Here is a 20,857-nt window from a genome sequence, read left to right as displayed (position 1 = left end):
TCAGTCCCTTTCTGAAGGCGTGAGGGCGGGCAGCTGATGCATCTCGCCGGCGAAGCTGAGGAGGGGAGCACCACTGCCCCGTACGGCCTGGTCGACCCGGGCCAGCACCAGGTCGTGATCGCCGACCGGCACGGTGCGCTGCACACTGCACACCAGCCAGCCGAAGGCGCCGCGCAGCACGGGAACGCCGTCCTGCGTGCAGCCGGCCCAGGCGCCGGGATCCAGTTGGTCGACGCCCGCCGTCCGTCGCCTGCGTGCGAAATGCCGGGCCAGCTGTTCCTGCCGGGAACCCAGCACGTTGGCGACGAAGGCGGATGTGCCGAGCAGCGACCGCAGGGCACGGCTGGTGCGCCGCAACGCGACCGAGACCATGGGCGGTTCGACGGACGCGAGGGCCAGCGTGCTGACCGTGACACCCTGTACGTCCGCCTCGCCGCCGCAGGTCAGCACCACGACTCCCGTGGCCAGGTGATCCGCCGCGCCGCCGGACAGTTCGGCCGCCGGGCCGGGCGGCCACGCCCTGAGCGTCTGGTCGGCGGCCGCGCTGGTCACAGAGATCCCGTCCGCAGGGACTGCGCGGACTGCGCCAGGCGTACGTTGTCGGCGGAGGCTCCGAATTCGCTCCGGAAGCGTCGATACGCCGGATGCGTCTCCGGTTCGAAACTCAGGGCGAAGGGCTTGAGGAAGTTCCCGAACAGCGCTCGGTCGCCGAACAGGTGGATGGGAAGGGCCAGCAGCGCCCACTCGAATCCCCACACCGAAATCCACACCAGCGCGACCAGGCCCTGAGTCACCAGGCTGTGCATGACGTTGTACAGGACGAAATAGACCTTCGGGATCTCGGTGCCGCCGGCCTTGCCCGATGCCCTGTCCCTGCTGTGGCCGCGGTGGTACCGGAAGGCACCCGGGAGATAGCCGATCAGGTCGATGTAGACGAAGAGCACGACGGCGGGGATCCAGCGCACCTCGCCGAGATGCGCGAAGAACAGCACCACCGACACCAGCAGTCCCAGCCCGTATTCCGCGCGGATCAGCCACGCGGTGGTGCCCGTCATGAACAGGTTCTTGGTGTCCATCAGAGCGACCCCGCCAGGGCCTCTGCGACCGCCTCGTCGTCGACCACGGCGGCGCCGGTGAACAGCCCGCTGACGATACGGGCGATGGTCTCCTTGAAGACCTTGGCCGCGACCGGGTCGAGGATGCCGGCCAGGCTCGGAATGCCGAAGTCGAAGTCGGCGTCGAAGTCCACGCGACATTCCGCGCCCTCGCGGGAGACACGCCAGGAGCCCGTGAACGAGTCGAAGTCGCCATCGAGTTGGGAGAAGTAGATGGTCAGGCCGGCCCGGTCGAAACGGTCCTCCTCCGTCCAGCTCAGGATTCCGTTGCGGAAATGCACTTCCCAGTCGCTGGTCTCCTCCTCGGCGCTGACCTCGTGCACGGTCACCGACCGCACCACCGGGACGAGTTCGGGATAGGCGGCGAAGTGGCGCACTCGGTCGAAGACCGCGCCCGGATCGGATTCGCGCACGGCAAGAGCCACATGAACGCTACGCATGAACTGGGCCACCTTCGGAAGTCGGAACGTACCGGGCCGCCTGTGCCCGGCAGGCCCTGTCGAATGCCTCGCACAGGAAGGCCACTTCCGCCGCGTCGAGGATCGCGGGCGGCGTCAGGCGCAGCACCAGGTGCGAGTTGAGCGAGTGATTGGCGATGACGCCCTGCGAGACCAGCTCGATCAGCAGGTCGCCCGGGATCCCCGGTTCGGAGAACTCGAAACCCAGCAGCAGCCCGCGCCCCCGCACGTCGCGGACCGCGTCGCCGAAGTGTTCCCGGACTATGTCGCCCAGGGCTGAGAGCAGTTGGACACCCAGTTCGCTGGAGCGTTCGACCAGGCCTTCTTCCTTGATGGCCGTGATCGCGCCGCGCGCGGCGGCCATGGCGATCGGAACCCCGGAGAACGTGGACGTGTGCAGGTAGGGGTCACGGTCGAAGACGGAGAAGGCGCGCGGTGTGGCAACGACCGCCGACACCGGAATCACGCCCCCGCTGAGCCCTTTGCCCACGAGCAGCGCGTCGGGCGTGACGCCCTCCCGGTCCGCCCCGAACCAGGTGCCCAGCCGGCCGAGCCCGGTCTGCACCTCGTCCAGCACGAAGAACGCGCCGTGGCGGGTGCAGGCCCTCTGCACCGCGCGCAGATAACCGTCGGGCGGCAGGATGACACCCGCCTCTCCCTGGACGGGTTCGACGACGATGCAGCCTCGCCCCGGGATGGTGCCGAGCAACTCGTCCAGCGCCTCGGCGTCACCGAACGGAACGTGGTGCACGTCGGGCAGCAGGGGCCGGAACGGGGCCTGGAACACCTCCCTTCCGGTGAGGCTGAGTGCCCCCATGGTCTTGCCGTGATAGCCGTCGTGCATGGCCACCAGGTGGTCCCTGCCGTGCGTTCGAGCCATCTTGATCACGGTCTCGACGGCCTCCGCGCCGGAACCGGCGAAGTGAACGCGTTCCAGGCCGGCCGGGACCACCTCGACCAGAGCGTCCGCCGCCAGAGCCGCCTGCGGTTCGAGCAGGACCCGCGTGGCCACAGGATTCCGGTGCAGCTGCTCCTCCACCAGCCGTACGACGGTCGGATGCCGTGCGCCGAGCAGCAGCACGCCATAACCACCGCAGTTGAGGATGCGTTTGCCCTCGGTGGTGATCACCCAGGCACCCCGCGACTCCAGTTCGATGTGTCCGCCGAACATCTCGCCCAGGACTGCCCGGCCCTTGTTGAGCCGGGTCCGGTACAGGGCCCCGAGAGCCCCCCGGTCGTACGCATGCTCGTCCCCCGCGGGCAGCACGGCGGGTGCCGATGCCGTGTTCACGGCCCTCCTCACGTCAGCTTCAACGGTCGGCCCTCGACGTGCTCGAGGAAGGGGCCGACGAAGCTGGAGCGGGACGGTGGGTGGAAGGAGAGGCCGTGCGAGGCGGCGGCGAGGTAGGCGACGTCCGAGGACTCGATGAACGCCATGCCCCCGAGTGCCTCCACGGCCTGGCGCACCGTTTCGCCGAGCGCGTCCTGGCAACCGAAGCGTGCCAACAGGGCCTTGCAGAGGGCGGCGTTGCCCGTCTCGCCGTCCATGATCATGCGGGCCGTGCCCTCCAGCAGGAGCATCGCCGACTCCAGTCGCGCGACCAGACGGGCACGATCCGAGTCGCTGCCACGCCCACGGGCCATCACCCGCTCCACGAGTGCGCTGGCGATCCCCACGTACGAGGCCGAGATGAGCAGCGCGAACCAGATGAAGCCGACCGTCTGCAGCTCGTCGAGTTCGCCGGCGTCGCCCAACTCGGTCCGCATGAGCTGCTGTTCGTCGACGAACACATCGGTGAGCCGAACTTCGTCGCTCTCCGCGCCGGCCAACGCCCAACTCGACCAGAACGGTTGCACGGTGATGCCCTCGGCTGCCCGGGGCACGAGCAGCACCGCCATGTCACTGCCGCCGTCCCCGCGGGGCAGGGCCACGCTCGCCGTGAGCAGGTCCATCGACCGGGACAGACTGCACGGCTTCTTCGCACCGTTGATCGTGTAACCGCCGTCTACAGCACGCGCGGTCATCGTGGGAGCGAGGATCCCGCGCCCCGGTTGCCCCTCCGCGAAGCCGGAGGCCACCAGGAGACTCTGCGCGCTGATGCCCTCCAGGAGCGCCCACTCCACACCGCTGCTCTGCAGGCTGTCGGCGAGCGTGAAGAGCGTCGCCACCGAGAAGTGGTGCATGGTGGTCGCCACAGCCAGGGACGGGGCTGATGCCGCCAGGGCACGCGTTGCTTCCAGTGCCTGGAGCGGGCTGGCTCCGGAGCCGGCATAGGTCTTGGGGATCACCAGGCCGGGACCCGCGTGGGAACGGAAGAGATCGATCGCCGGGCTGCCCGGCTGCTCCAGTTCGGTCAGCGGAACGTCGTCGAGTCTGCCCAGGAGCCCGGGCAGGAAGGCCTCACAGGTCGTACGTGCTGCGTCGAGTGAATGCACGAGAGCTCGCGACTCCTCACGGTTGGTGATCGTTGGGGTGGACCGACTCGGGCGCGCTGCGGGAACCGTTCCTCTGAAGGGCCCTCCACCCCCCGAAAACCGCGTCCCGGGGCCTGGATCCGGAGCTGATGCTGACGCCCTGGAGGTGGCTCGTACGCAGAATCGGATAGTTGGCCTCGCCGAAGACGCCTCCGGTCAGACCGGTTCCGCCGTGTGTGGGCAGGTAGGGGAGAAAGCCGATGTGCGAGTCGTTGATCTTCAGCAGCCCGCCGGTGCGGATCCGGTTGAGGAAGGTGTCGACCACCGTCGACGATGTCGCCCACACCGAATTGCGCAGGCCGTACTCATTGCTGTTCATGTACTCGACGAAGCGCTCCAGAAGGACGTCGTCCGGAGCGGGCTCCGCCACTACCAGGGGCAACAGGGGAAAGAACGTCTCATGACGTACGGCGTCGACCTCGCGGGCGCCCTCGAGTCCGCGCAGCACCACGACCGTCGGTTCCAGGAAGATGCCGGCGGCATCGCGGGTCTCGTCGACCTGCATGGCGTGTCCGCCGCAGGCCAGTTCGGCGCCCTTGTCCAAGGCGTCACGAAGGCAGCTGAAGAACTTCTCGTTGCGCAGCACAGGAGTGAGCAGCACATCCTCCTCGCCCGGGTGGCCGGGCCGGATGTGACCGATCTGGCGGATCAGGCGTGCGACGAGGTCATCGGCGATGTCGGGATGCACGACCACTTGATTGGGAATCATGCAGAGCTGGCCCGAGCCGTAGAAACTCTCCGTCAACGCTTCGGCGGCCAGCTCGAGGTCGGCGTCCTTCCAGACCACGACCACGTCGTTGCCGGCGAGCTCCAGAATCGGCTTCTTCCCGGCGGCGATGCAACGCTCCTGGAACCGGACGCCGTTCTCGCTGCTGCCGAAGTACATGATGTCGTTCACGTGGGGGCTGTCCACCCACGCCGACAGCATCGGTGCGGGATCCCCGCACACCACGTTGAGCGTGCCGGGCGGTGCCCCGACTTCTTCCAGCACCGGCCTCACCACCTCGTGCAGGACGTACATCACGCCGAGGGGAGCGCTTCGCGGGGCGCGTACGACCAGGGAGTTGCCGGCCATGATGGAGGTGACGCCCAGCAAGGCGCTGGAAAGGGGCGCGTTGTGGGGAGGGTTCAGGCACACCACACCGTCCGGGAGGCGGCGGATCTGGATGCGGCGTTCGCCCTGCCGGAACTCCTGGTGCATCTGCGAGTGATAGAAGCCCACCGACTCCGGGCCGAAGCATTCCAGCATTCCCGAGACCTGCCAGCGGGCCAGGGCAAGCGGGTGCCCCTCGGACACCAGGATCCGGGTGATCTCCTCGGCCCGCTCGGAGAGCCTCCGTCGCAGCAGCTCGCCGACCTTGTCCAGCCGAGTCTCCAGAGGGAAGGCCCCCCAGATCGGCGCCGCGGTCGAAGCGGCTTCCAGCGCTGCCTCGACGATCGGACGGTCGGCCTTGGCCACACGGCCGACGATGCTCGGTGGCAGGGAATCCGGCGTGACGCGCCCCTGATCCAACTTCCGCTTGAGCGACAGACTCGCGAAAGCGTCATCCAGCAACACCGCGGAATCCACGACATAGACCCAGGATTCACCTTCGCAGTCCTGACCACCCACATAGGAAGAATAGGACCTGAGAGGCGTCTGGTTTTCGAGTGCTGGACTGGCCGGCGTCGGATCCGGGAGGGACAACTGCGTGATCCCCACTCTCACTCCCTGCTGTCGCTGTTCACGTTCTCGGCGGATACTTCGAAGTTCTCCAGACCCTGGCAGCGGCCACTGAAAAAGCGCTGACAGCCCGCTGAAACCGTCCTGTCAGAAGCGTTGTCGAGGAAATCGCTACGCTACTCAGTCAGTTGATGCGGCGAGGTGGCGTGAAGGGACAGTTCCTCCATGAAGCGGTCAAAGACGCAGGCCGAGACGGATCCGGATTCCCTCGGTGACCCGGGAAGGTCGCTGATCAGGTCCGCGATCGAGAAGTACGCGGACAACCCGAGCGCCTTTCTGGCCCTGAATACCGGAAACGAGGCCTTCTTCACTCCCGGAGAGGACGGGGTCATCATCTACCGCAGAGCCGGGCGATACCTCATCCAATTCGGGGGAGTGTTCGCCCCGATGGAACAGCGGGCAGCGCTGCTGCGGGAGTTCAAGAAGTTCGCGGAGAAAGAGAGGAGTCGCATCGCCGCGATACAGCTTCAGCCGGCAGATATCGGACTGTATGACTCCGAAGGTTTCGTGGTCAACCAGGTCGGGGCGTCATACTCCGTCAAACTGTCGGAGTTCTCGCTGCGAGGTTCGAAATTCGTCAAACTGCGGAACAAGATATCGCGCGCCAAACGAAGTGGACTGGAGGTGCGCGAGGTAGATTTCAGCCGGTACGCCGAACAGATGGAGCAGATCGACAAGAACTGGCTGAAGTCAAAGGGCCGGCACGCGAAGGAGATCGCCTTCCTGGTGGGTCAGCTCGGAGGGCTGGCCCAGGAATATCGCAGGCTCTTCGTCGGCTTCTTGAACGATGAACCGATCGCCTACATCTCCTACTCGCCCTCCTACGGATCCAGTCCGGGGTGGCTGCATGACCTGAGCCGGCGGGGTGCAGAGACCCCGCCCGGCGTGATGGAAGCGTTGAATTCCACAGCCATGGATGTCTTCCGGGCGGAGGACGCGGAATGGCTGCACTTCGGTTTCACTCCGTTCACGGGACTGCGTCCCGAGCATGAGCTGCCTGGTCACAGTCCGCTCACGGCGAAATTCATGCGACTGCTCGCAGAGCGTGGTGAGGCTGTCTATCCGTCCCGTAGCCAACTTGCGTACAAGGAGAAGTGGGCGCCCGACCTGATACTTCCAGAATATCTGGCCTTCGCGGGAAGTGTGCGCCCCGGAGCCATCTGGCAGATCCTCAGGGTGACGAACTCCATTTGAGGGGCGAGGTCGATTCACCGACCCACCGATGAATGGTTCAGGATTCTCTGGAACTTTGTCTGCAGCCTCTCGCTCGGTTCGAGGCCCAGATCGTGGGCGAGGCGATGGCGTGTGCGCTGATAGGCATCGAGTGCCTCCGCCTGCCGGCCCGAGTAATACAGTGCGGTCATGAACTGCTCGCAGAACCGTTCCCGCAGAGGGTATTGCATGTACAGCTGTTCGATCTCCGGGACCGTGCTCTGGTATTCGCCCAACGCGAGCCGTGCGTCGATCAGCCGCTCGTGGGCGATCAGCCGGGTCTCCTCAAGGCCTGCGTAGGCCGTTCGGCAGATCATTCCGGGACCCGCGTCCAGAAGTGCGGGTCCTCGCCACAGTGCGAGTGCTTCGGTGAGCCGGTCGGCCACCTGCTGCGGCGAATGACCGATCCGTTCCGTCGACGCCACGCACCGCTCGAACCGGAGAGCGTCGACGTCGCCGACTCCGATACGCAGTACGTATCCGGAGGAACTGGTCTCGATGATCTCCCGCACATCCGGCTTGCCGGAGCCTTCCGCAAGAATGCGACGCAGTCGGGCGATGTGACTCTGAAGGGAGTTTGCGGCATTCCTCGGCGGACGCTCGCCCCATAATTCATCGATGAGATCGTTCGAGGAAACCGAGACTCCGGGCGAGAGAGCGAGTGTTGCGATGATGGCACGAAGCTTCTCGCCGGCCAGCGCAACCGAGATCCCGTCCTCTACTATCTCCATGGCGCCCAAGAAGTTTACCTGCATTTATGTTCCCTCGATATCCGACGCGGAATATGCCTGTTCGAGACAATCGAGGTGCATGGGATGAGCTCATGGACCACACCGGATCGCCGTCGCCTCACGCGAGAGGACGACGGCATGTCGATGTTTTTACGTTCAATCTGCCAGCGCTTTTTGGCCCTCATACCTCTACCCCCGTTTCACACAGCTGCTGCAGAGCTTAGGGGCGATGCGACAGAACGGTCAATAATCATTTCAAGTTCACAGGATCGACGTCGCAATAAATTGCACCGGAGGTCTGGAAATGGCCAACAGCACCACCGGATGGACCTGGGGCTCCGCCCCACCCTCGGACGAGCGGGACGAGCAGGACGGTGGGGCGGTGATGCCCGCGATCGCTCGCCGCCTGCGCCATATCCGGCAATATCACCCAGAAGGTCCGTTTACTCTCTCGGAGCTGGCTGAGCGCACAGATGTCTCGAAACGCACCCTGGTCGCCGCGGAGTCGGCGGAGGGTACGAATCTGACCATCGAGACTCTGGTGAAGGTCACGCGCGGCCTGGGGATCGCGCGATGGGCCTATCTCCTGGATGAGCAGGTGTTTCGGCAGGTGAATGCTGAACTGCGAAAGCGGGGAGACTTGGTGAGGCGGGAGCGCGATGCGGAATCCCTAGGGAGCCTGGCTCGCCTCCTGAGCGGAATCCTTGCCTCGACCGCGACCGCCGGATCTGGTTCGCGCCGGACGTAGATGTAACCCGCGTGCCTCTCGTCGGGCACGGCCGGTTACCCGGGCGTAATGCCGGTGATGCCATGCCAGGTTGGCCGGATTTTTCCGCGGCGATCCCTCATACAAGTCGACAATCGGTCGTTCTCCGCGGTACACGGTGGCGGGCAGGGCAGGGCAGGGCAGGGCAGGGCAGGGCAGGGCAGGGCAGGGCGCGGTGGCGGTGCGTCAGTGGCGAGGCGCCGAAGCCGGCGGCAGTAGCCGCGGGCGGGTGCGCAGGTCGTCGACCGGATCACCCGTGGGTTCAAGACCGGTCCCCGAGGTGGGTGCGAAGCCGTGCGCCGTGACCGCGTCGAGCAAGCCCTGCTTGTCTCCGAAGAGGCGGTAGATCGTCGGCGCCTGGACGCCGGCCGCCGTGCTCACCGCACGAGTCGACACCGACTCGCGTTCCTCTTCCGCGAGCAGCCGGGTTGCGGCCTCGATGATCCGTTCACGGTTGGTCTCCGCTGAGGCGGAGCGAGCAGGGGATGATCTTCATGCCGAACACCGCGGACCGCCCGCCGGCGACCGTCGCCACCCGCGACATCGCCGCAGCCGCCGTCCGCCTCCTGACCGACGACTCCTGGATCGGGCAGGAGACCGTACCGGTCATCGGCCCCGACTTCCTGTCACGGGACGCCATGGCCCAGGTGCTGACCGAGATCCTGGAGCGCCCGATCCGCTTCCAGCGGGTCGACGACGAGACATACAAAGCGACGATGGTCCAGTACGGGATGAGCGACGCCTGGGCGCAGGGCCTGGTCGACATGGGCATCGCCCAGAACAACGGCATCCACGACGCCGAACAGCGGGCTCTGGCCACGCCCGCGCCCACCACACCACCTTCCGTCAGTGGTGCCAGGAGGTACTCAAGCCCGCCGTCCTGGCCTGAACAGCCCCACAGGCAGCGACCCGCAGGCTCGCGGTCCGGCAGACGTGGTGTCTCCGTCATCCGGTTCACCACCGTGCGGGCCCTGCGTCATCTCGCCGCGCGGCCTGGGCTCGCCCCGGACTGCCGGAGCGGGCGCGGTGCGCGCCGCTCCGCAGCCGACGACGGGTGCTGGGCGGAGGCTACTTGAGCCTTCCTACTGGTAGGTGACGGTGATCGGGGTGTGCACGCTGTGGCGTGGGAGCGCGATGGTCAGAACCTTCGAGGCGCTGTCCCAGTGGTAGGCGTGCGGTGACAGTCGTACGCCGGTCGCTGAGACCTCGGTGGGTGCGTGAGTCCCCAGGAGGGAGAGTGTCCACTTGCGGGTCTCCACCTGGCCGGGGAAGGAACCTTGCACCGGACGGATCGACACCGTGTGGTGCGAACCCTTCTGCCTGTACCGGATTGTCGTCGTGGCGCTCCGGCCCTTCTGTTCGGTGGACCCATCGTCCTCGTAGAGGTGGAACGACCCCGACGCACCGGCGGCGACGGTGAGCGTGACGTCGGTCAGGGGGTTTCGGTCGTTGCTGGACACGTTGTGGGTGCGGGTGGGCAGGATTGCGCCTGCCTTGATGAACACCGGCATCGAGTTCAGGTCGGTGGTCACCTCCCGGGTGACCCCTCCGGCGTAGGTCTCGCCGGTGAAGTAGTTGGTCCACCGGCCGGGTGGGAGCCACACCGAGGTGTTGGCAGAAGCGCCCGGCGTGGTCACGGGGGCGACCAGCACGTCGGAGCCGTAGAAGTACTCGCTGTTCGCGGCAGCGTACGCCTCGGGCTCGTCGGGGTACTCCAGGTAGGTGGGGCGGACGATCGGCACACCGGTGCGGTTCGCCTCCTCCGCGAGCGTGTAGGTGTAGGGCACCAGGTTCTCGCGGAGATTGAGGAACGTGTCGGCCGACTGCCGCGCCGCCGTGCCGTACTGCCAGGGCAGCCGGTCGCTGTGGTTGCTGTGCAGGCGGTCGATCGGCTGGAAGGCACCGAACTGGACCCAGCGGGCGTACAGGTCGTCGGGCAGCTTGTGCGTCGTACGGGTCTGCCCGCCCTCGGTGTACGTCTCCGAACCGGCCAGCCCTGTCGTGTCGTTGTGCCCTCCGATGTCGTGGGTGATGGCAGCCATCCCGGTCGCGGCGGACTCTCCGGGGGTGTAGCCGACCGCCAGCTTCAATGTGCCCCACGTCGAGGAAGTGTCGCCGGTGAAGTGGACGGTGGTGCGCTTGTCCGCCCACGGCCCGGTCGGCAGCCCCTGCTGGCCGCTGTACCCGGCCGCCTGCAACGAGCCGTACGCACGGGAGAGAACGAATCCGCGGCCGAGGGCCTTGGCGCCGGCGGCGGCGTACTGCTGGTTGATCCACGCGTCCGGGGTCACCCCCGGCAGCGACGACTGCGATGCGTCGCAGCACCAGTCGAGCCACCAGAAGTCGTTGCCTTGCCGGTCCATGGTCCGGTGCAGGTCCATGTATGCCTTGAGCTGGTCCGGGTCGCCGAAGTCGAAGGTGTAGCAGTTGTTCTCGACGTCGGCGCCCGAGGCGCAGCCGCCCTTCGTCAGCTTGCCCTTGGCCGTGGCCTGTGCCTGGGCGAACTGGGGATCGGACGCGAGGATGCTGGGGTGCACATTGAGTGTGTTGTGCAGTCCCTGGGAAGCGGACCAGTCGAAGAAGCCCTCGGGATCGGGGAACTTCGCGGGATCCATCTCCCAACCGCTCCAATTGTTCACGGCTTTGAAGTCCGTGTCGGTGACCAGGACGTCCAGCGGGGTGCCCTCGGAGCGGAACGCCGGGAGGATGGTGTTCTGGTAGTCCGCCGCGGTGCGGTCGATGTACTCCGAGTACCAGACGCCGTAGGCCCACTGCGGCAGCAGTGCGGGCGGTCCGGTCAGTGCGGCCAGATCGGCGAGCCCCTGCTTGTAGTCGTGTCCGTAGCCGAAGACGTAGCCGTCCTGGTACGGCGCGCCACCATGGCCGGGGCGGGGCACAGCCTTCCCTGTAGTGGTGTCGTACAGCGCTGACGGCGTGTCGTCGAGTAGGTACCAACCGTCCTGGTTGAGCAGACCGGGTGTGGTGACGAGGGAGTCTTCGCTGCCGGTCACGCCGTCGAGGCCTCGGCGGTATCCGCCCAGCGCGATGTGCGGTGGGGGCGCGGCCGTCGTGGGGGCGGCCACCGAGATGGTGTCCGCGTTGATGTGGCAGCTGGCCGTGCCGGGACAGCCGAGGGTGATGTCGTCCGCGCCCGCCGTAAGAGTGACGGGCACCGAGGCCGACTGCCAATCGCCCCAGTTCTTGGTCGCGGGGAACGACAAGGTGGTGTCGGTGCCGGCGGCGGAAACGGTGGCGGTGCGTGTCTGGTGGAGACCGTCGCCACCGACGCCGTTGGCGTAGCGGGACGCGGAGGGTGTAGACGCCGTCGGCGGGCACGCCGACCACATGGGTCGTCAGGCTCGATCCTTGGTTGAGCTCACCGACGAAGGCGCTGCCGGCATAGCCCTTGTGATCGGCGGCGCTGACCGCCGTGCCGCCGATGCGTCCTGCCTCCGCCTCGCAACTCGTGCCGTACAGGCAGCCCGTGATCGCGGTGCTGGAGACGGGCGGGTATGCCTCGCCGGGCCGGACGAGCGCGACGCTGTCCAGATTGACATTGCCGGAGTCCGAGGCGGTCCGGGTCAGGGTGAGCGTGTGGTGGCCCGCGCCGAGTTGGACGGTTGCCGGGGAGACGTTCCACGTGTCCCAGTTCGCCGTGGTGGGCAAGGACACCGTCTGCTGAGCGCCGCCGTCCACGGAGAGCGTCAAGGTGCGTGTCCGGGTCTGGCCGTCGCCCCCACGGGAGTTGGCGTATCGCAGGTCGAGCTGAAAGGTCCCGGCGTCCTTGACATCGATGTCAGCGGACGCCGAGCTGCCGGTGCCTTCGAATCCCGCCGCGAAGCCGGTCCCGGTGTGGCCGCCGTGGTCGGAAGCGACGGAAAGCCCGTTGAGATGGAGATTCTCGGCCTCGCACAGTGTGCCGAGCGTGCAGGTCAGACGCTGCCAGGGGGTGGCAGTCACAGGAGTGCGGCCCGCCGCGCCCCGCACCGAGAGGTTCTGGGCACTGAAGGGCCCGGAGCCAACCTTGTAGCGCAGGCTCATCGCGCTTGTGCTGATGGTGAGCCAGCCGTTGGACGTCCTGGCGCTGTAAGCGGCCGGTTCGAACCCGCTGCGGCCGATGGCATTGAACGTCGGCTCGTCGGTGAACTTCCGATCGCCCGCGTATTCAGTGCGGATCAGCGTGGGCGAGAGGATCTCGAAGCGGGCGTCTCCGGACGAGAGGGTGGGGATTCGATGGCTGTGCGCACCATCAGCCGACGCTGAGTCGGCACCTGCCGGCGTCGTGGTGGCGGCGAGAGCGAGGGCAGCGGCGACACATATCTGCTGTCGTACGGATCTGAGGTGTCGCCTCTTTGAAGCGGCCGTCATGCGCAACTCCGATCTGCAGTCGGTCGGGAGGCGCTTCTCCGTCATGCCGGTCGAGACCCGGATCCAGCCTCCCGCTTGCGGGCAACGCGCGGGCTGCGAGCGTTCTCTGAGGGTGCGTCAGTGCAGAGTGAAATCAGTCCGCCGAGACCTCATCCGCTCTTTTCATCGTTGGAAAGGGGCCCTTGGCATCACAGCACGCCGCCTCTCGCGATGTCCATATGGCTGACCGTGGAGTTCCGGTCATGTCATGTCAGAGCGCCCGTGAGTCGATAGCTGGTGCACTACCCATGGGTTCCATGCCGTGTCAGCTTCGAGCAGCACGCGGATTCGCGGCGGGAGCACCTGGTACCGAACTGCGCCCAGCCTCTCACCGGCGCTGGTCATGACTTCGCTCGGCCGCCCGGGCGGAATCCATGGACGGGTCTGTGGCGGCGGCAGCCATGGGTGAAGGGCCGCGCTACGAAGGACGATCCGGGAAACGCGCTGGTCCGAGCGGCGACGCCGCCCTCAAGCCCGCTTTCAGGCCGCAACCGTCGACGACAAGCCGCTCCGGCGTGAAGATCACGATCTACGGCTGGAGTACTAGTACTCCAGCAGCGGTTCGCTATCTGGCCTGGTCAGAGGCGTTGTCGGGAGTGTAGTTGGCTGTCGGCAATTCAGGGGTGGTCTTGGCGGACTGCCCCTCCAACGAGTGGGCTCGTCGCCGGTAGTGGCAGTGGCGGGCGACGGCCTGGCGTCTGCGCCGCCATCGCGACCAGCTCACCGTGTGAAGGCGAGACGGCCGCCCTGGTTTTGGGGTGGGGCGAGTTGCCAGGAGTCGGCGGACTTCTGCCACGGTGAGCGGAACCAGGGCGCCAAAACCGTTTCTGCATCCCCTTTTGAGGCTGCCTGGGCTGCCGTTGCCGCGAGAAAGGCGTGGGCGAGCATGGCCAGGGTGATGTGTCGCATCCAGCCGACATAGCGGCGGACTTCGTACTGGTCCAGGCCGCACTCGTTCTTTGCGGCCTGGAAGCATTCCTCAATGGCCCACCGCCGCCCGGCGACCCGCACCAGCTGGTCGATATCCGTGCCAGCCGGTGCATAGCCGAGGTAGTAGGCGATCTCATCGGGCCTAGTGACACTGCGACGGGCCAGTGCCCAGCGCTGATGTGTAGGCGCCTCGCCGTCGAAGTCCTCGATCGACGGGAGTTGGGCGGCTGCCCAGTGGTAAATGCGTGGGCCCTTGGCGCCGTCGCCGCACGAGCGCTTTTCCCATGCCTCATCCGGCGCCTGCGTGAAGAGATGGTCGATGCGGCCGAAGCGGGGCACATGCTGGGACTTCGGGACTGCCAGGACATAGCCGATGGCGACTTCTTCGAGCATGCGTCGAAAGCGCCATTCCTGGCCGTAGGCGGAATCGGCGGTGACCCAGTCGACCGGCAGTGGCGAGACGAGTGCGCGCAGCACGATGGCCCTGGCCAGTGCGCCTTTGGTGGCGAAGGTCCGTTCGTCGGGGATCTTCGCGGCGCGGCAGCGTGGGCGATTGTCCGTCCAGGACTTGGGGAGATACAGCTCTCGGTCGACCAGGGCCCGGCCGCGGGTGGTGGCATAGGCGGCGAAGACGCCGATCTGGCAGTTTTCGGTGCGGCCGGCGGTCCCGGAGTACTGCCTTTGCACGCCTGCGGAGGTGATGCCTTTTTTGACGAAGCCGGTGTCGTCGAGGATGAGGACTCCGCCGTCCTCACCAAGCTTCTCGGCGACGTATGTCTGCAGGTCATCACGGACATCGTCGGCATCCCAGGTTGCCCCGTTCAGCAGCCGCTGGAGACCGTCGGGGGTGTGGTGGCCGGCGTATTCGGCCAGCTGCCAGCCGTTCTTGCGGCCGACTGGACCGAGCAGGGCCCGGACATAGTCACGCATTCGGTGTCGCAGGTCGGCGCGGCCGAAGCGGTGCCCGATGCGGAGAAAGAGGTCGTTGAGTTCCTGGTCCCAGGCCGCGTCCGCGAGGTCGTCGATCACGCTGGGAGGCTGCCCGGATCACAGCCCAGACAGTTCTCAATCCACTCGTTGGAGGGGCAGTCCGCCAAGACCACCCCTGACTTGCCGACAGCCAACTACATCCCGACAACGCCTCTGACCAGGCCAGATAGCGAACCGCTGCTGGAGTACTAGGCTGCCACGCGGTATTGGCCCCAACCCAGGAGCGCATTTCATGGGCGACCCCGTTCGGAAGCACCCGTACCCCGATGCACTCCGGTCGGACCAGGCGCCCGCGCCGCACACGCTGCTCGCGCCGGTGATCGGATTTCTCGGCACCTGGGTCGGACGGGGCCGAGGAAGCTACCCGACGCTCACGGAGGAATTCGCCTACGAGCAGGAGGTCACCTTCAGCCACGACGGCCGGCCCTTCCTCCACTACGAGACGCGCGCCTGGCTGCTGGACACGGACGGCACTCCGCTGCGCCCGTCGGCCAGGGAGAGCGGCTGGTGGCGGATTCAGACCGATGGATACGTGGAGGCGTTGATCACCCAGCCCACCGGCATCGCGGAAATCCTGGTAGGGCGTGCGACCGACCGTGCGGTGGATCTCACGACCCAGCAGGTGGCGCTCGCCCCCACGGCCAAGGAGGTCGTCGCCACCCGCCGCCGATACACCCTCACGGACGAGAACACCCTCGACTTCCTCCATGATCTCGCAGCGGTGGGTCAGCCCCTGCAACACCATCTCTCCGCACAGCTTCGCCGCGAGGGCGGAAGCTGAGACGCGCAGTGCCGGTGCTGATGCCGCCGGCGAGGAACGAGCCCAGCGCGCCGACGCCCCAGCGTGACCCCGATCGCGACCGGCCACGACCAGGAGGGCGTGTGCCAGACCGCCGGTCGTCACTGCGGACACGCAGACCTCGACGCCGTAGAGGTCCCGCTGATGCTTGATGTCTCACGTGTGTCTTCCGGTGTCGGCCTTCCCGCCAACCCCGCGGGGCGGGGAGCATCTCCTCGGGGTCCGTCAGGGGTTGAGCCTTCGAACTCGTCCTTCTCACAGCCCAGTCGGCGCAACCGGGTCGAGCCGAAGGCAGGGCGAAGAACGCACAGGCTCCCGCGAAGAACGCGCTGGCTCCCGTGAAGTACAGGCAGCCCTTGTGCGGCAGCGGTGGGCGCGCCGCTGTGCGGATGGCCACGCGTACGATCAGCCCGTCCCCGCCCTGCAAGGAGTCCTGCCCGGTGACTGTCGTCATCCCGCCACCCCGACCCGCCGCCGGACTGATTCCCGTGCAGCAGCTCATCCGCTTCGAGGAGGGCGAGCGGCTGGGCGCACTGCTCTGGCGGGCGGGCGCCGGCTGGCGGATGGTCAGCAGCGCAGTCCTTGGCGGCGGCATCGAAGAGCGAGCTTGGGTCCTGAACGCCCAGGTCTCCCACGGTTACCGGCGCACCGACCCCGATCGGCACCTTGCCGAGCTGGCCGGTGCTGTCGGCGTGCAGGGGCCGGGGGTCGGGCTGATGACGGCCGCCGATGTGACCCTCTACGGCAGCGCCCGCGACAGCGGCGTCGAGGCGGTCGTCACGGCGGGACTGGGGGTCCGGGGGTGGGCCGCATCCTCGGCCGAGGGCGTACCTCTTCCGACTGCGCCGGGCACGATCAACATCATTGCCGCGCTTCCGGTGGCGCTGAGTGAGGCAGCGCTGGTGAACACGGTGAGTACCGTTACAGAAGCCAAGGTGCAGGCTCTGCTCGATGCCGGATACGACTGCTCCGGCACCCCCACTGACGCCGTGTGTATTGCCGCGCGCAGCCCGTGTCCCGGGGATGAGGTGCAGGCCTTCGCCGGGCCCCGTTCGTTGTGGGGCGCCCGGCTCGCCAGGGCCGTGTACGCGGCCGTGCGCGCGGCCGCCGCCGACGCCTGATCCGGCCTGCGGCGCGCACACAACTCGTCGGGGGTCCCGCTGGAGGCTGATGCGGCCGGCCCCGATGACGGGCCGAGACGGGACGTAGGGTCGGCACGCGGGAATGATCAACCACACGGACGCCGCAGCGGACGGACCGCGGAGGCCGGGCTTGAGCCTTGTTAAGGCACTGCTCGTCCGAGGCGGGGAACAATAAGGCTCTGGCGGTGCAACCATGGGGACCCCGAGTGTGTCTCCCATAGTGAAATCGTCTGTCCCCTTCACCAGGAACATCTGGGGGCGTCATGCAACATCACCGATCCCGAGCAGCCATCGTCGCGGGCGTCGTTCTCACCGCCGTCGGCAGCACAGTCCCCGCCTCCGCGGCCATGCAGCCGGAGACCTCCGCGAAGGCTTCGCCGCCCGCGCGCGTCGTCAACGCCCGGTGGGCCGGGCACTGCACCTTCGACCGGCTCGTCATCGACGTCCGGGGCAGCGCCCCGACCGTCAGCGTGAAGCCGATCAAGACACTTCGTTACGATCCTTCCGGGAAGAAGGTCCCCCTTGCGGGGAAGTACTTCCTGAACATCAGGCTCTCTCCCGCGGTAGGCCACGACGACGCGGGCAATTCGCTCTACAAGGGTCCCCGGCTGGTGAAGATCCAGTTGTCCAAGCTCAAGGGTCTCGCCCTGACCGGAGACTTCGAAGGGGTGGTCTCCTTCGGCACCGCGTTCCAGACCAAGCCCACGTACAAGGTCTACAAGCTGCACAGCCCCGAGCGCGTGGTCCTGGACTTCAACCACGCCAACCGTTGCGGGTGAGTGCCGCCGTCACCGAATCAGCCGCTGCCCCTGTGGGCGGCTGACGCGGACTGGACCCGGGCGTCGATTCCCGACGCGGTGTCGATCGTCCCGAGTCCAGTGCGTTCGGCCTGGCCTGCGCCGCTGCGCACGGCGGGAGCGCACCCTCCGCCCTGGGTGAGTTTCTCCTTCTGCGGTGATGCGGCCTCTTCGCGGACTGCTCCGGCACTCGAGGCAACCCCAGTGGTCCGGCTACGTCACGTTGCGGCAAGACTCCAGGCCCCCGCCGAGCGCACCTGGTAGTAGCCGGGGCCCGGCCACTGGAACATTTGCTCTCTGGCACTGCCCTCGGCCACCGTCACCCAGTAGGCGAGGCGATCGTCGAGGGCCTCCAGCTGAATCACGCTCGGTCCCTCGTACTGCAGAACGCCCGGACCCGGCCCCCCTCGGTAGTGCACGACATCGGACCCGGTGCCATTGATCCGGTCGTGGAAACGGGGGACTTCTCGCAGCGGTGCCGGAGCGACCGTCCACGGCTTCCGGCCGTCGGCGGCAAACACCCGGAAGGCAACTGCTTTCTTCCCTCCCGGCAGTGGGATCCGAGCGGTGATGCGGGTGCCGTCGCCGGAGAGCCGGTAGTGGCGTGAGGAGCGTCCCGTCATCCCCTCGAAACGCAGGTTGACCCGCCCCTGCTCGCTCGTCGAGAACACCATGACAGCCGGGCGGTACGACGGCATCGCCAGCTGGTGCGTCTGCTCTCCGCTGCTTCCCTCCCCGCTGACCTGTGCTTGTGGAGCGATCGCCCGCGACGGTGTGGGAAACCTGGCCGCGCGTGGCCGTTCGCCAGGAAGTCCGCTGACGGGACCCGGTCCCGGGGAGACCGGACCCGGGCGCTCTGCCAAGCGGACCGCGTCCGCTGCGCACACGGCGATGTCGCGGACGACACCCCCAGGAGGCGCCCAGCTGACCTGCCGGGCGGCCCGCCCGTGCCGGGCGTCGAAAAAGCACAGCGGCATGCGCTCGGCAGCGGCCCACCAGCGAGCAGCGCGTCCAGACAGGCCAGCGCAAACCTGCCCTCGTCCAGCGTGCGCAGGACGTCCAGTGCGTCCGCCCGCCTCCGGCCGCCGACGAAGTCCCGCTTCGCCTGTTCGTACGCGTCGAGGGCTCGTGTCAGCTCGGTCCGCATCTCATCGGTGGCGCCATGCTGGCCGGGGCTGAACTCATGGGCGTTCAGAGCCTCACCGAACGTGGTGATCTCGGCCTCGAGCTCGGCGAGCGCCGACTCGTCGCGTGCGCGCCACGGCCACAGTCGGCGGAGCCCCCCGCTCACCGCTCTACGCATGGGCGACATCATGCCGTACGACCCGGGAGGCGTGGCCTGAGCGCAGCAACGGCTCCGCTCGGCCCGCCTCTGAAGCCCTGACCTTCACATGGAGCCGCCCTCCGGAAGCATGACACCGGAGTGACGACCGTTGATCACGCATGCGCGTGAGCGGCCACGGTCAGCGCTCTCCCCCTGGTCGTCACTTCCTTCGCGGGACCGACCGGCGGGGTGTGCCGGTGTGGGCGGGTGAAAGTCCGTAGAGGAAGGTGACTGCCGCCATATCGGGGTACACGGGGCGCCATGGCACCGAAGACCGAACGCGTCATGTTCCTGCGGGCCGTGCGACAGCTGCACCGTGTCCGCGCCTTCTATGGGATGGGCATCCTGCTGTGGAGCGCATCCACTCTCTGGACGGCCTGGCAGTCACTCGGAAGCCGGCAGATGTGGGTCTCCGCACTCCTCCTCACTGTCTTTACCGGCCTCCTGGTCACCGCCACCCTGTCCCTACGACGCCTTGAGCCCCCGAAGGCAGGCCGGCCGGTCCACCATGCCGCACCGCGCGGGACGAGCGGAGCGCGCAACGTCCCTGCCTGACCCTCCGTCAACCGGGCCTCTCGCCGCGAGCATCACGACGCAGCCGGACATCGGCCCGGAGGGCAGGCACATTGTGAGACGCCCTGCGAGCTGCAGAGCCGCCTGGACGATGAGCTCGAGTGCGGCGCCGACCTCCACTCGGAACTTCTCGATCTTCGTGAGTGTCGGAGCGGTCGCCGAGGCGTGGGTTCCGCTGCGCTGGGAACTCGGTGTGAGGCAGAGCCGCCCGGGGCCTGGTCGGCCGGCGAGCGGTGAGGAGCCGCATCGTGCCGTGGCGCCTGCCAGAGCTCGCGCGGGCGAGTTCGCCGACCCGTCCCGACTCCACTCCGCTGGAGGAGACGTGTGCGCAAGAAGAGGCTCGTAAGGCCTGCGCTGGGGAATCCGTGCCGCCCACGAGGCGACCGAGGACAGGAGATGAGACGTGATGAGCGAGACGAGCCGCGTGGTCGAGGCGGACGCACAGGACCCGTTCCACGAGTTTCAGGACGCCGGAGCACGGCTGGACGACGAAGATCTGGGCCGGCACCGTCGGGAGGCGGCGGATGCGCTGTCGACCGGCGAGGGAGCGCAAGAGTTTGACGCGATAGATCAGGAATCGCGAAGTGGCCACTGAGTCGACCAGGTCCCCGCAGCAGCCTGGTGATACCGGTAGGCCGCGGGCCGCAACCGAAGTCCCGCGCGACGAATCGCTCGCCGCTGCCACGGATGAGGGGGTGGCACTGCGGGAGCGAGTGAGCCGGCCACGGCACGACTGGGTCAACCACGCGGTGACAGAGCAGGCGATGGGCGTCGTGATGGCCCTCGGGCGCCTGCACGCGGACCAGGCCCGGACCGTCCTGACAGAGGTCTCCCAGCGCACCGACATCACCCTGCGCCGCATCGCGGAACTCCTCACCGCCTGGGCACCCAGCGGCGAGCTCAACCTCGGCATCCGTATCGCCCTGGAGGAAGCCATCCGGGGACAGCACCGCACTCGGTCGGCGGGCCGGTCCAGCGGCTGATGCCCTGGCAGACGGACGGAGGGATTCCGTCGGGCCGCTCACCGGCCCCACCATTGGTAGATTTCTCCACTTCAGTCCCTTTCATCCCATCTTCGGTTGTCCCTCGAGGTGTCGTGCGGCCCCGCGGAGCGTCCTGTGATGACTGGCCGGGTCGGCGCCGCCCGGGACTAGGTCTCACCGCACCTGCCCGCCTGCGTCGACTCGCGTGAACCTTCACCCTCTTCCCGGCTTCTTCACGTATCCCGTTGAGATGGATGCGTCGCCCTGGCGGGCCGTGGCGTGATTGCAGCGCTCTGACCTGCACTTCCTGTCCGGCGCGGTGGCTTGCCCTCCCGCGGGCCGGAGCGTCGTTCCGCTGCGCCGAGGCCGCAGGTGTGTGAAGGGGCGGCCCGGGATCGGCGCGGGCCGCAGAGGGTGGGTTGCCACGAGGTG

The 20,857-nt window shown here is 67.4% G+C and carries 19 protein-coding genes and 1 pseudogene; 9 read left to right on the top strand and 11 right to left on the bottom strand.

Going from position 1 to position 20,857, the window contains the following annotated elements; all coding sequences use genetic code 11:
• From ACWD68_RS02140 to ACWD68_RS02115, 6 genes are read right to left on the bottom strand one after another with little or no spacing between them, the layout of a single operon-like run.
• The gene (locus ACWD68_RS02140) at positions 1-552 is read right to left on the bottom strand and encodes a flavin reductase family protein (RefSeq protein WP_451804542.1); all 552 of its coding nucleotides are present in this window, start codon (positions 550-552) and stop codon (positions 1-3) included.
• Positions 549-1,076, bottom strand: a complete 528-nt coding sequence (locus ACWD68_RS02135; protein ID WP_451804541.1) for a hypothetical protein — start codon at positions 1,074-1,076, stop codon at positions 549-551. The genes ACWD68_RS02140 and ACWD68_RS02135 overlap by 4 nt, the downstream gene beginning before the upstream one ends.
• Positions 1,076-1,555 (bottom strand): type II toxin-antitoxin system RatA family toxin, encoded by a 480-nt coding sequence (locus ACWD68_RS02130; RefSeq protein ID WP_451804540.1) that lies wholly within the window; start codon positions 1,553-1,555, stop codon positions 1,076-1,078. Before ACWD68_RS02130 ends, ACWD68_RS02135 begins: the two co-directional genes overlap by 1 nt.
• Positions 1,548-2,864, bottom strand: coding sequence for an aspartate aminotransferase family protein (locus tag ACWD68_RS02125; protein WP_451804539.1), 1,317 nt, complete (start codon positions 2,862-2,864; stop codon positions 1,548-1,550). Before ACWD68_RS02125 ends, ACWD68_RS02130 begins: the two co-directional genes overlap by 8 nt.
• Before the next feature lie 8 nt (positions 2,865-2,872).
• Positions 2,873-4,009: an acyl-CoA dehydrogenase family protein gene (locus tag ACWD68_RS02120; RefSeq protein ID WP_451804538.1), complete on the bottom strand. Its 1,137-nt coding sequence runs from the start codon at positions 4,007-4,009 to the stop codon at positions 2,873-2,875.
• Positions 4,010-4,025: 16 nt separating this feature from the next.
• Positions 4,026-5,744, bottom strand: coding sequence for an aldehyde dehydrogenase family protein (locus ACWD68_RS02115; protein WP_451804676.1), 1,719 nt, complete (start codon positions 5,742-5,744; stop codon positions 4,026-4,028).
• Between the two features lie 192 nt (positions 5,745-5,936).
• Here ACWD68_RS02115 and ACWD68_RS02110 point away from each other — a divergent pair, with 192 nt between their 5' ends.
• Positions 5,937-6,965 (top strand): bifunctional lysylphosphatidylglycerol flippase/synthetase MprF, encoded by a 1,029-nt coding sequence (locus ACWD68_RS02110; RefSeq protein WP_451804537.1) that lies wholly within the window; start codon positions 5,937-5,939, stop codon positions 6,963-6,965.
• Between the two features lie 14 nt (positions 6,966-6,979).
• Here ACWD68_RS02110 and ACWD68_RS02105 read toward each other — a convergent pair whose 3' ends face one another.
• Positions 6,980-7,738 (bottom strand): AfsR/SARP family transcriptional regulator, encoded by a 759-nt coding sequence (locus ACWD68_RS02105; protein ID WP_451804536.1) that lies wholly within the window; start codon positions 7,736-7,738, stop codon positions 6,980-6,982.
• 280 nt (positions 7,739-8,018) lie between these two features.
• Between ACWD68_RS02105 and ACWD68_RS02100 the strand changes: the two genes are divergently transcribed.
• The gene (locus ACWD68_RS02100) at positions 8,019-8,462 is read left to right on the top strand and encodes a helix-turn-helix domain-containing protein (RefSeq protein ID WP_451804535.1); all 444 of its coding nucleotides are present in this window, start codon (positions 8,019-8,021) and stop codon (positions 8,460-8,462) included.
• Between the two features lie 204 nt (positions 8,463-8,666).
• Here ACWD68_RS02100 and ACWD68_RS02095 read toward each other — a convergent pair whose 3' ends face one another.
• On the bottom strand, positions 8,667-8,921 hold the full coding sequence (locus ACWD68_RS02095) for a TetR/AcrR family transcriptional regulator (RefSeq protein WP_451804675.1): 255 nt from the start codon (positions 8,919-8,921) through the stop codon (positions 8,667-8,669).
• 53 nt (positions 8,922-8,974) lie between these two features.
• Here ACWD68_RS02095 and ACWD68_RS02090 point away from each other — a divergent pair, with 53 nt between their 5' ends.
• Positions 8,975-9,556: a hypothetical protein gene (locus tag ACWD68_RS02090; protein ID WP_451804534.1), complete on the top strand. Its 582-nt coding sequence runs from the start codon at positions 8,975-8,977 to the stop codon at positions 9,554-9,556.
• A gap of 6 nt (positions 9,557-9,562) precedes the next feature.
• On the opposite strand, the pseudogene ACWD68_RS02085 reads toward ACWD68_RS02090, so the two are convergent.
• Positions 9,563-12,848: pseudogene (locus ACWD68_RS02085) on the bottom strand (TIM-barrel domain-containing protein).
• A 759-nt stretch (positions 12,849-13,607) separates the two neighbouring features.
• Positions 13,608-14,846, bottom strand: coding sequence for an IS701 family transposase (locus tag ACWD68_RS02080; RefSeq protein WP_451804533.1), 1,239 nt, complete (start codon positions 14,844-14,846; stop codon positions 13,608-13,610).
• Positions 14,847-15,039: 193 nt separating this feature from the next.
• Here ACWD68_RS02080 and ACWD68_RS02075 point away from each other — a divergent pair, with 193 nt between their 5' ends.
• The 3 genes from ACWD68_RS02075 to ACWD68_RS02065 all read left to right on the top strand — a co-directional run bounded on the left by ACWD68_RS02075 (position 15,040) and on the right by ACWD68_RS02065 (position 17,527).
• Positions 15,040-15,588 carry an FABP family protein gene (locus ACWD68_RS02075; protein ID WP_451804532.1) on the top strand — a complete coding sequence of 183 codons (549 nt, stop codon included), beginning with the start codon at positions 15,040-15,042 and terminating at the stop codon, positions 15,586-15,588.
• A 458-nt stretch (positions 15,589-16,046) separates the two neighbouring features.
• Positions 16,047-16,727 carry an adenosylcobinamide amidohydrolase gene (locus tag ACWD68_RS02070; RefSeq protein ID WP_451804531.1) on the top strand — a complete coding sequence of 227 codons (681 nt, stop codon included), beginning with the start codon at positions 16,047-16,049 and terminating at the stop codon, positions 16,725-16,727.
• 284 nt (positions 16,728-17,011) lie between these two features.
• Entirely contained in the window at positions 17,012-17,527 is a 516-nt protein-coding gene (locus tag ACWD68_RS02065) for an AMIN-like domain-containing (lipo)protein (protein WP_451804530.1), read from the top strand.
• Positions 17,528-17,763: 236 nt separating this feature from the next.
• On the opposite strand, the gene ACWD68_RS02060 is transcribed toward ACWD68_RS02065, so the two are convergent.
• Positions 17,764-18,219: a hypothetical protein gene (locus ACWD68_RS02060; RefSeq protein ID WP_451804529.1), complete on the bottom strand. Its 456-nt coding sequence runs from the start codon at positions 18,217-18,219 to the stop codon at positions 17,764-17,766.
• Between the two features lie 911 nt (positions 18,220-19,130).
• Here ACWD68_RS02060 and ACWD68_RS02055 point away from each other — a divergent pair.
• The 3 genes from ACWD68_RS02055 (at position 19,131) to ACWD68_RS02045 (ending at position 20,425) form a co-directional block, all read left to right on the top strand.
• Positions 19,131-19,424, top strand: a complete 294-nt coding sequence (locus ACWD68_RS02055; RefSeq protein ID WP_451804528.1) for a hypothetical protein — start codon at positions 19,131-19,133, stop codon at positions 19,422-19,424.
• A gap of 424 nt (positions 19,425-19,848) precedes the next feature.
• Complete coding sequence (locus tag ACWD68_RS02050) at positions 19,849-20,037, top strand: hypothetical protein (protein WP_451804527.1); 189 nt, start codon at positions 19,849-19,851, stop codon at positions 20,035-20,037.
• Between the two features lie 100 nt (positions 20,038-20,137).
• Positions 20,138-20,425: an ANTAR domain-containing protein gene (locus ACWD68_RS02045; RefSeq protein ID WP_451804526.1), complete on the top strand. Its 288-nt coding sequence runs from the start codon at positions 20,138-20,140 to the stop codon at positions 20,423-20,425.
• Positions 20,426-20,857 lie beyond the last annotated feature (432 nt).

The sequence above is a fragment of the Streptomyces sp. NPDC005141 genome (assembly GCF_053599975.1).
This window is presented reverse-complemented; position numbering and strand designations above follow the sequence as displayed.

What these genes read in the sequence shown, in the direction of transcription:
- ACWD68_RS02135 (WP_451804541.1), bottom strand. Translation starts at nt 1,076, where the DNA reads ATGGACACCAAGAACCTGTTCATGACGGGCACCACCGCGTGGCTGATC.
- ACWD68_RS02065 (WP_451804530.1), top strand. Translation starts at nt 17,012, where the DNA reads ATGCAACATCACCGATCCCGAGCAGCCATCGTCGCGGGCGTCGTTCTC.
- ACWD68_RS02050 (WP_451804527.1), top strand. Translation starts at nt 19,849, where the DNA reads ATGAGCGAGACGAGCCGCGTGGTCGAGGCGGACGCACAGGACCCGTTC.
- ACWD68_RS02130 (WP_451804540.1), bottom strand. Translation starts at nt 1,555, where the DNA reads ATGCGTAGCGTTCATGTGGCTCTTGCCGTGCGCGAATCCGATCCGGGC.
- ACWD68_RS02110 (WP_451804537.1), top strand. Translation starts at nt 5,937, where the DNA reads ATGAAGCGGTCAAAGACGCAGGCCGAGACGGATCCGGATTCCCTCGGT.
- ACWD68_RS02090 (WP_451804534.1), top strand. Translation starts at nt 8,975, where the DNA reads ATGCCGAACACCGCGGACCGCCCGCCGGCGACCGTCGCCACCCGCGAC.
- ACWD68_RS02060 (WP_451804529.1), bottom strand. Translation starts at nt 18,219, where the DNA reads ATGGTGTTCTCGACGAGCGAGCAGGGGCGGGTCAACCTGCGTTTCGAG.
- ACWD68_RS02075 (WP_451804532.1), top strand. Translation starts at nt 15,040, where the DNA reads ATGGGCGACCCCGTTCGGAAGCACCCGTACCCCGATGCACTCCGGTCG.
- ACWD68_RS02105 (WP_451804536.1), bottom strand. Translation starts at nt 7,738, where the DNA reads ATGCAGGTAAACTTCTTGGGCGCCATGGAGATAGTAGAGGACGGGATC.
- ACWD68_RS02055 (WP_451804528.1), top strand. Translation starts at nt 19,131, where the DNA reads ATGGCACCGAAGACCGAACGCGTCATGTTCCTGCGGGCCGTGCGACAG.
- ACWD68_RS02100 (WP_451804535.1), top strand. Translation starts at nt 8,019, where the DNA reads ATGGCCAACAGCACCACCGGATGGACCTGGGGCTCCGCCCCACCCTCG.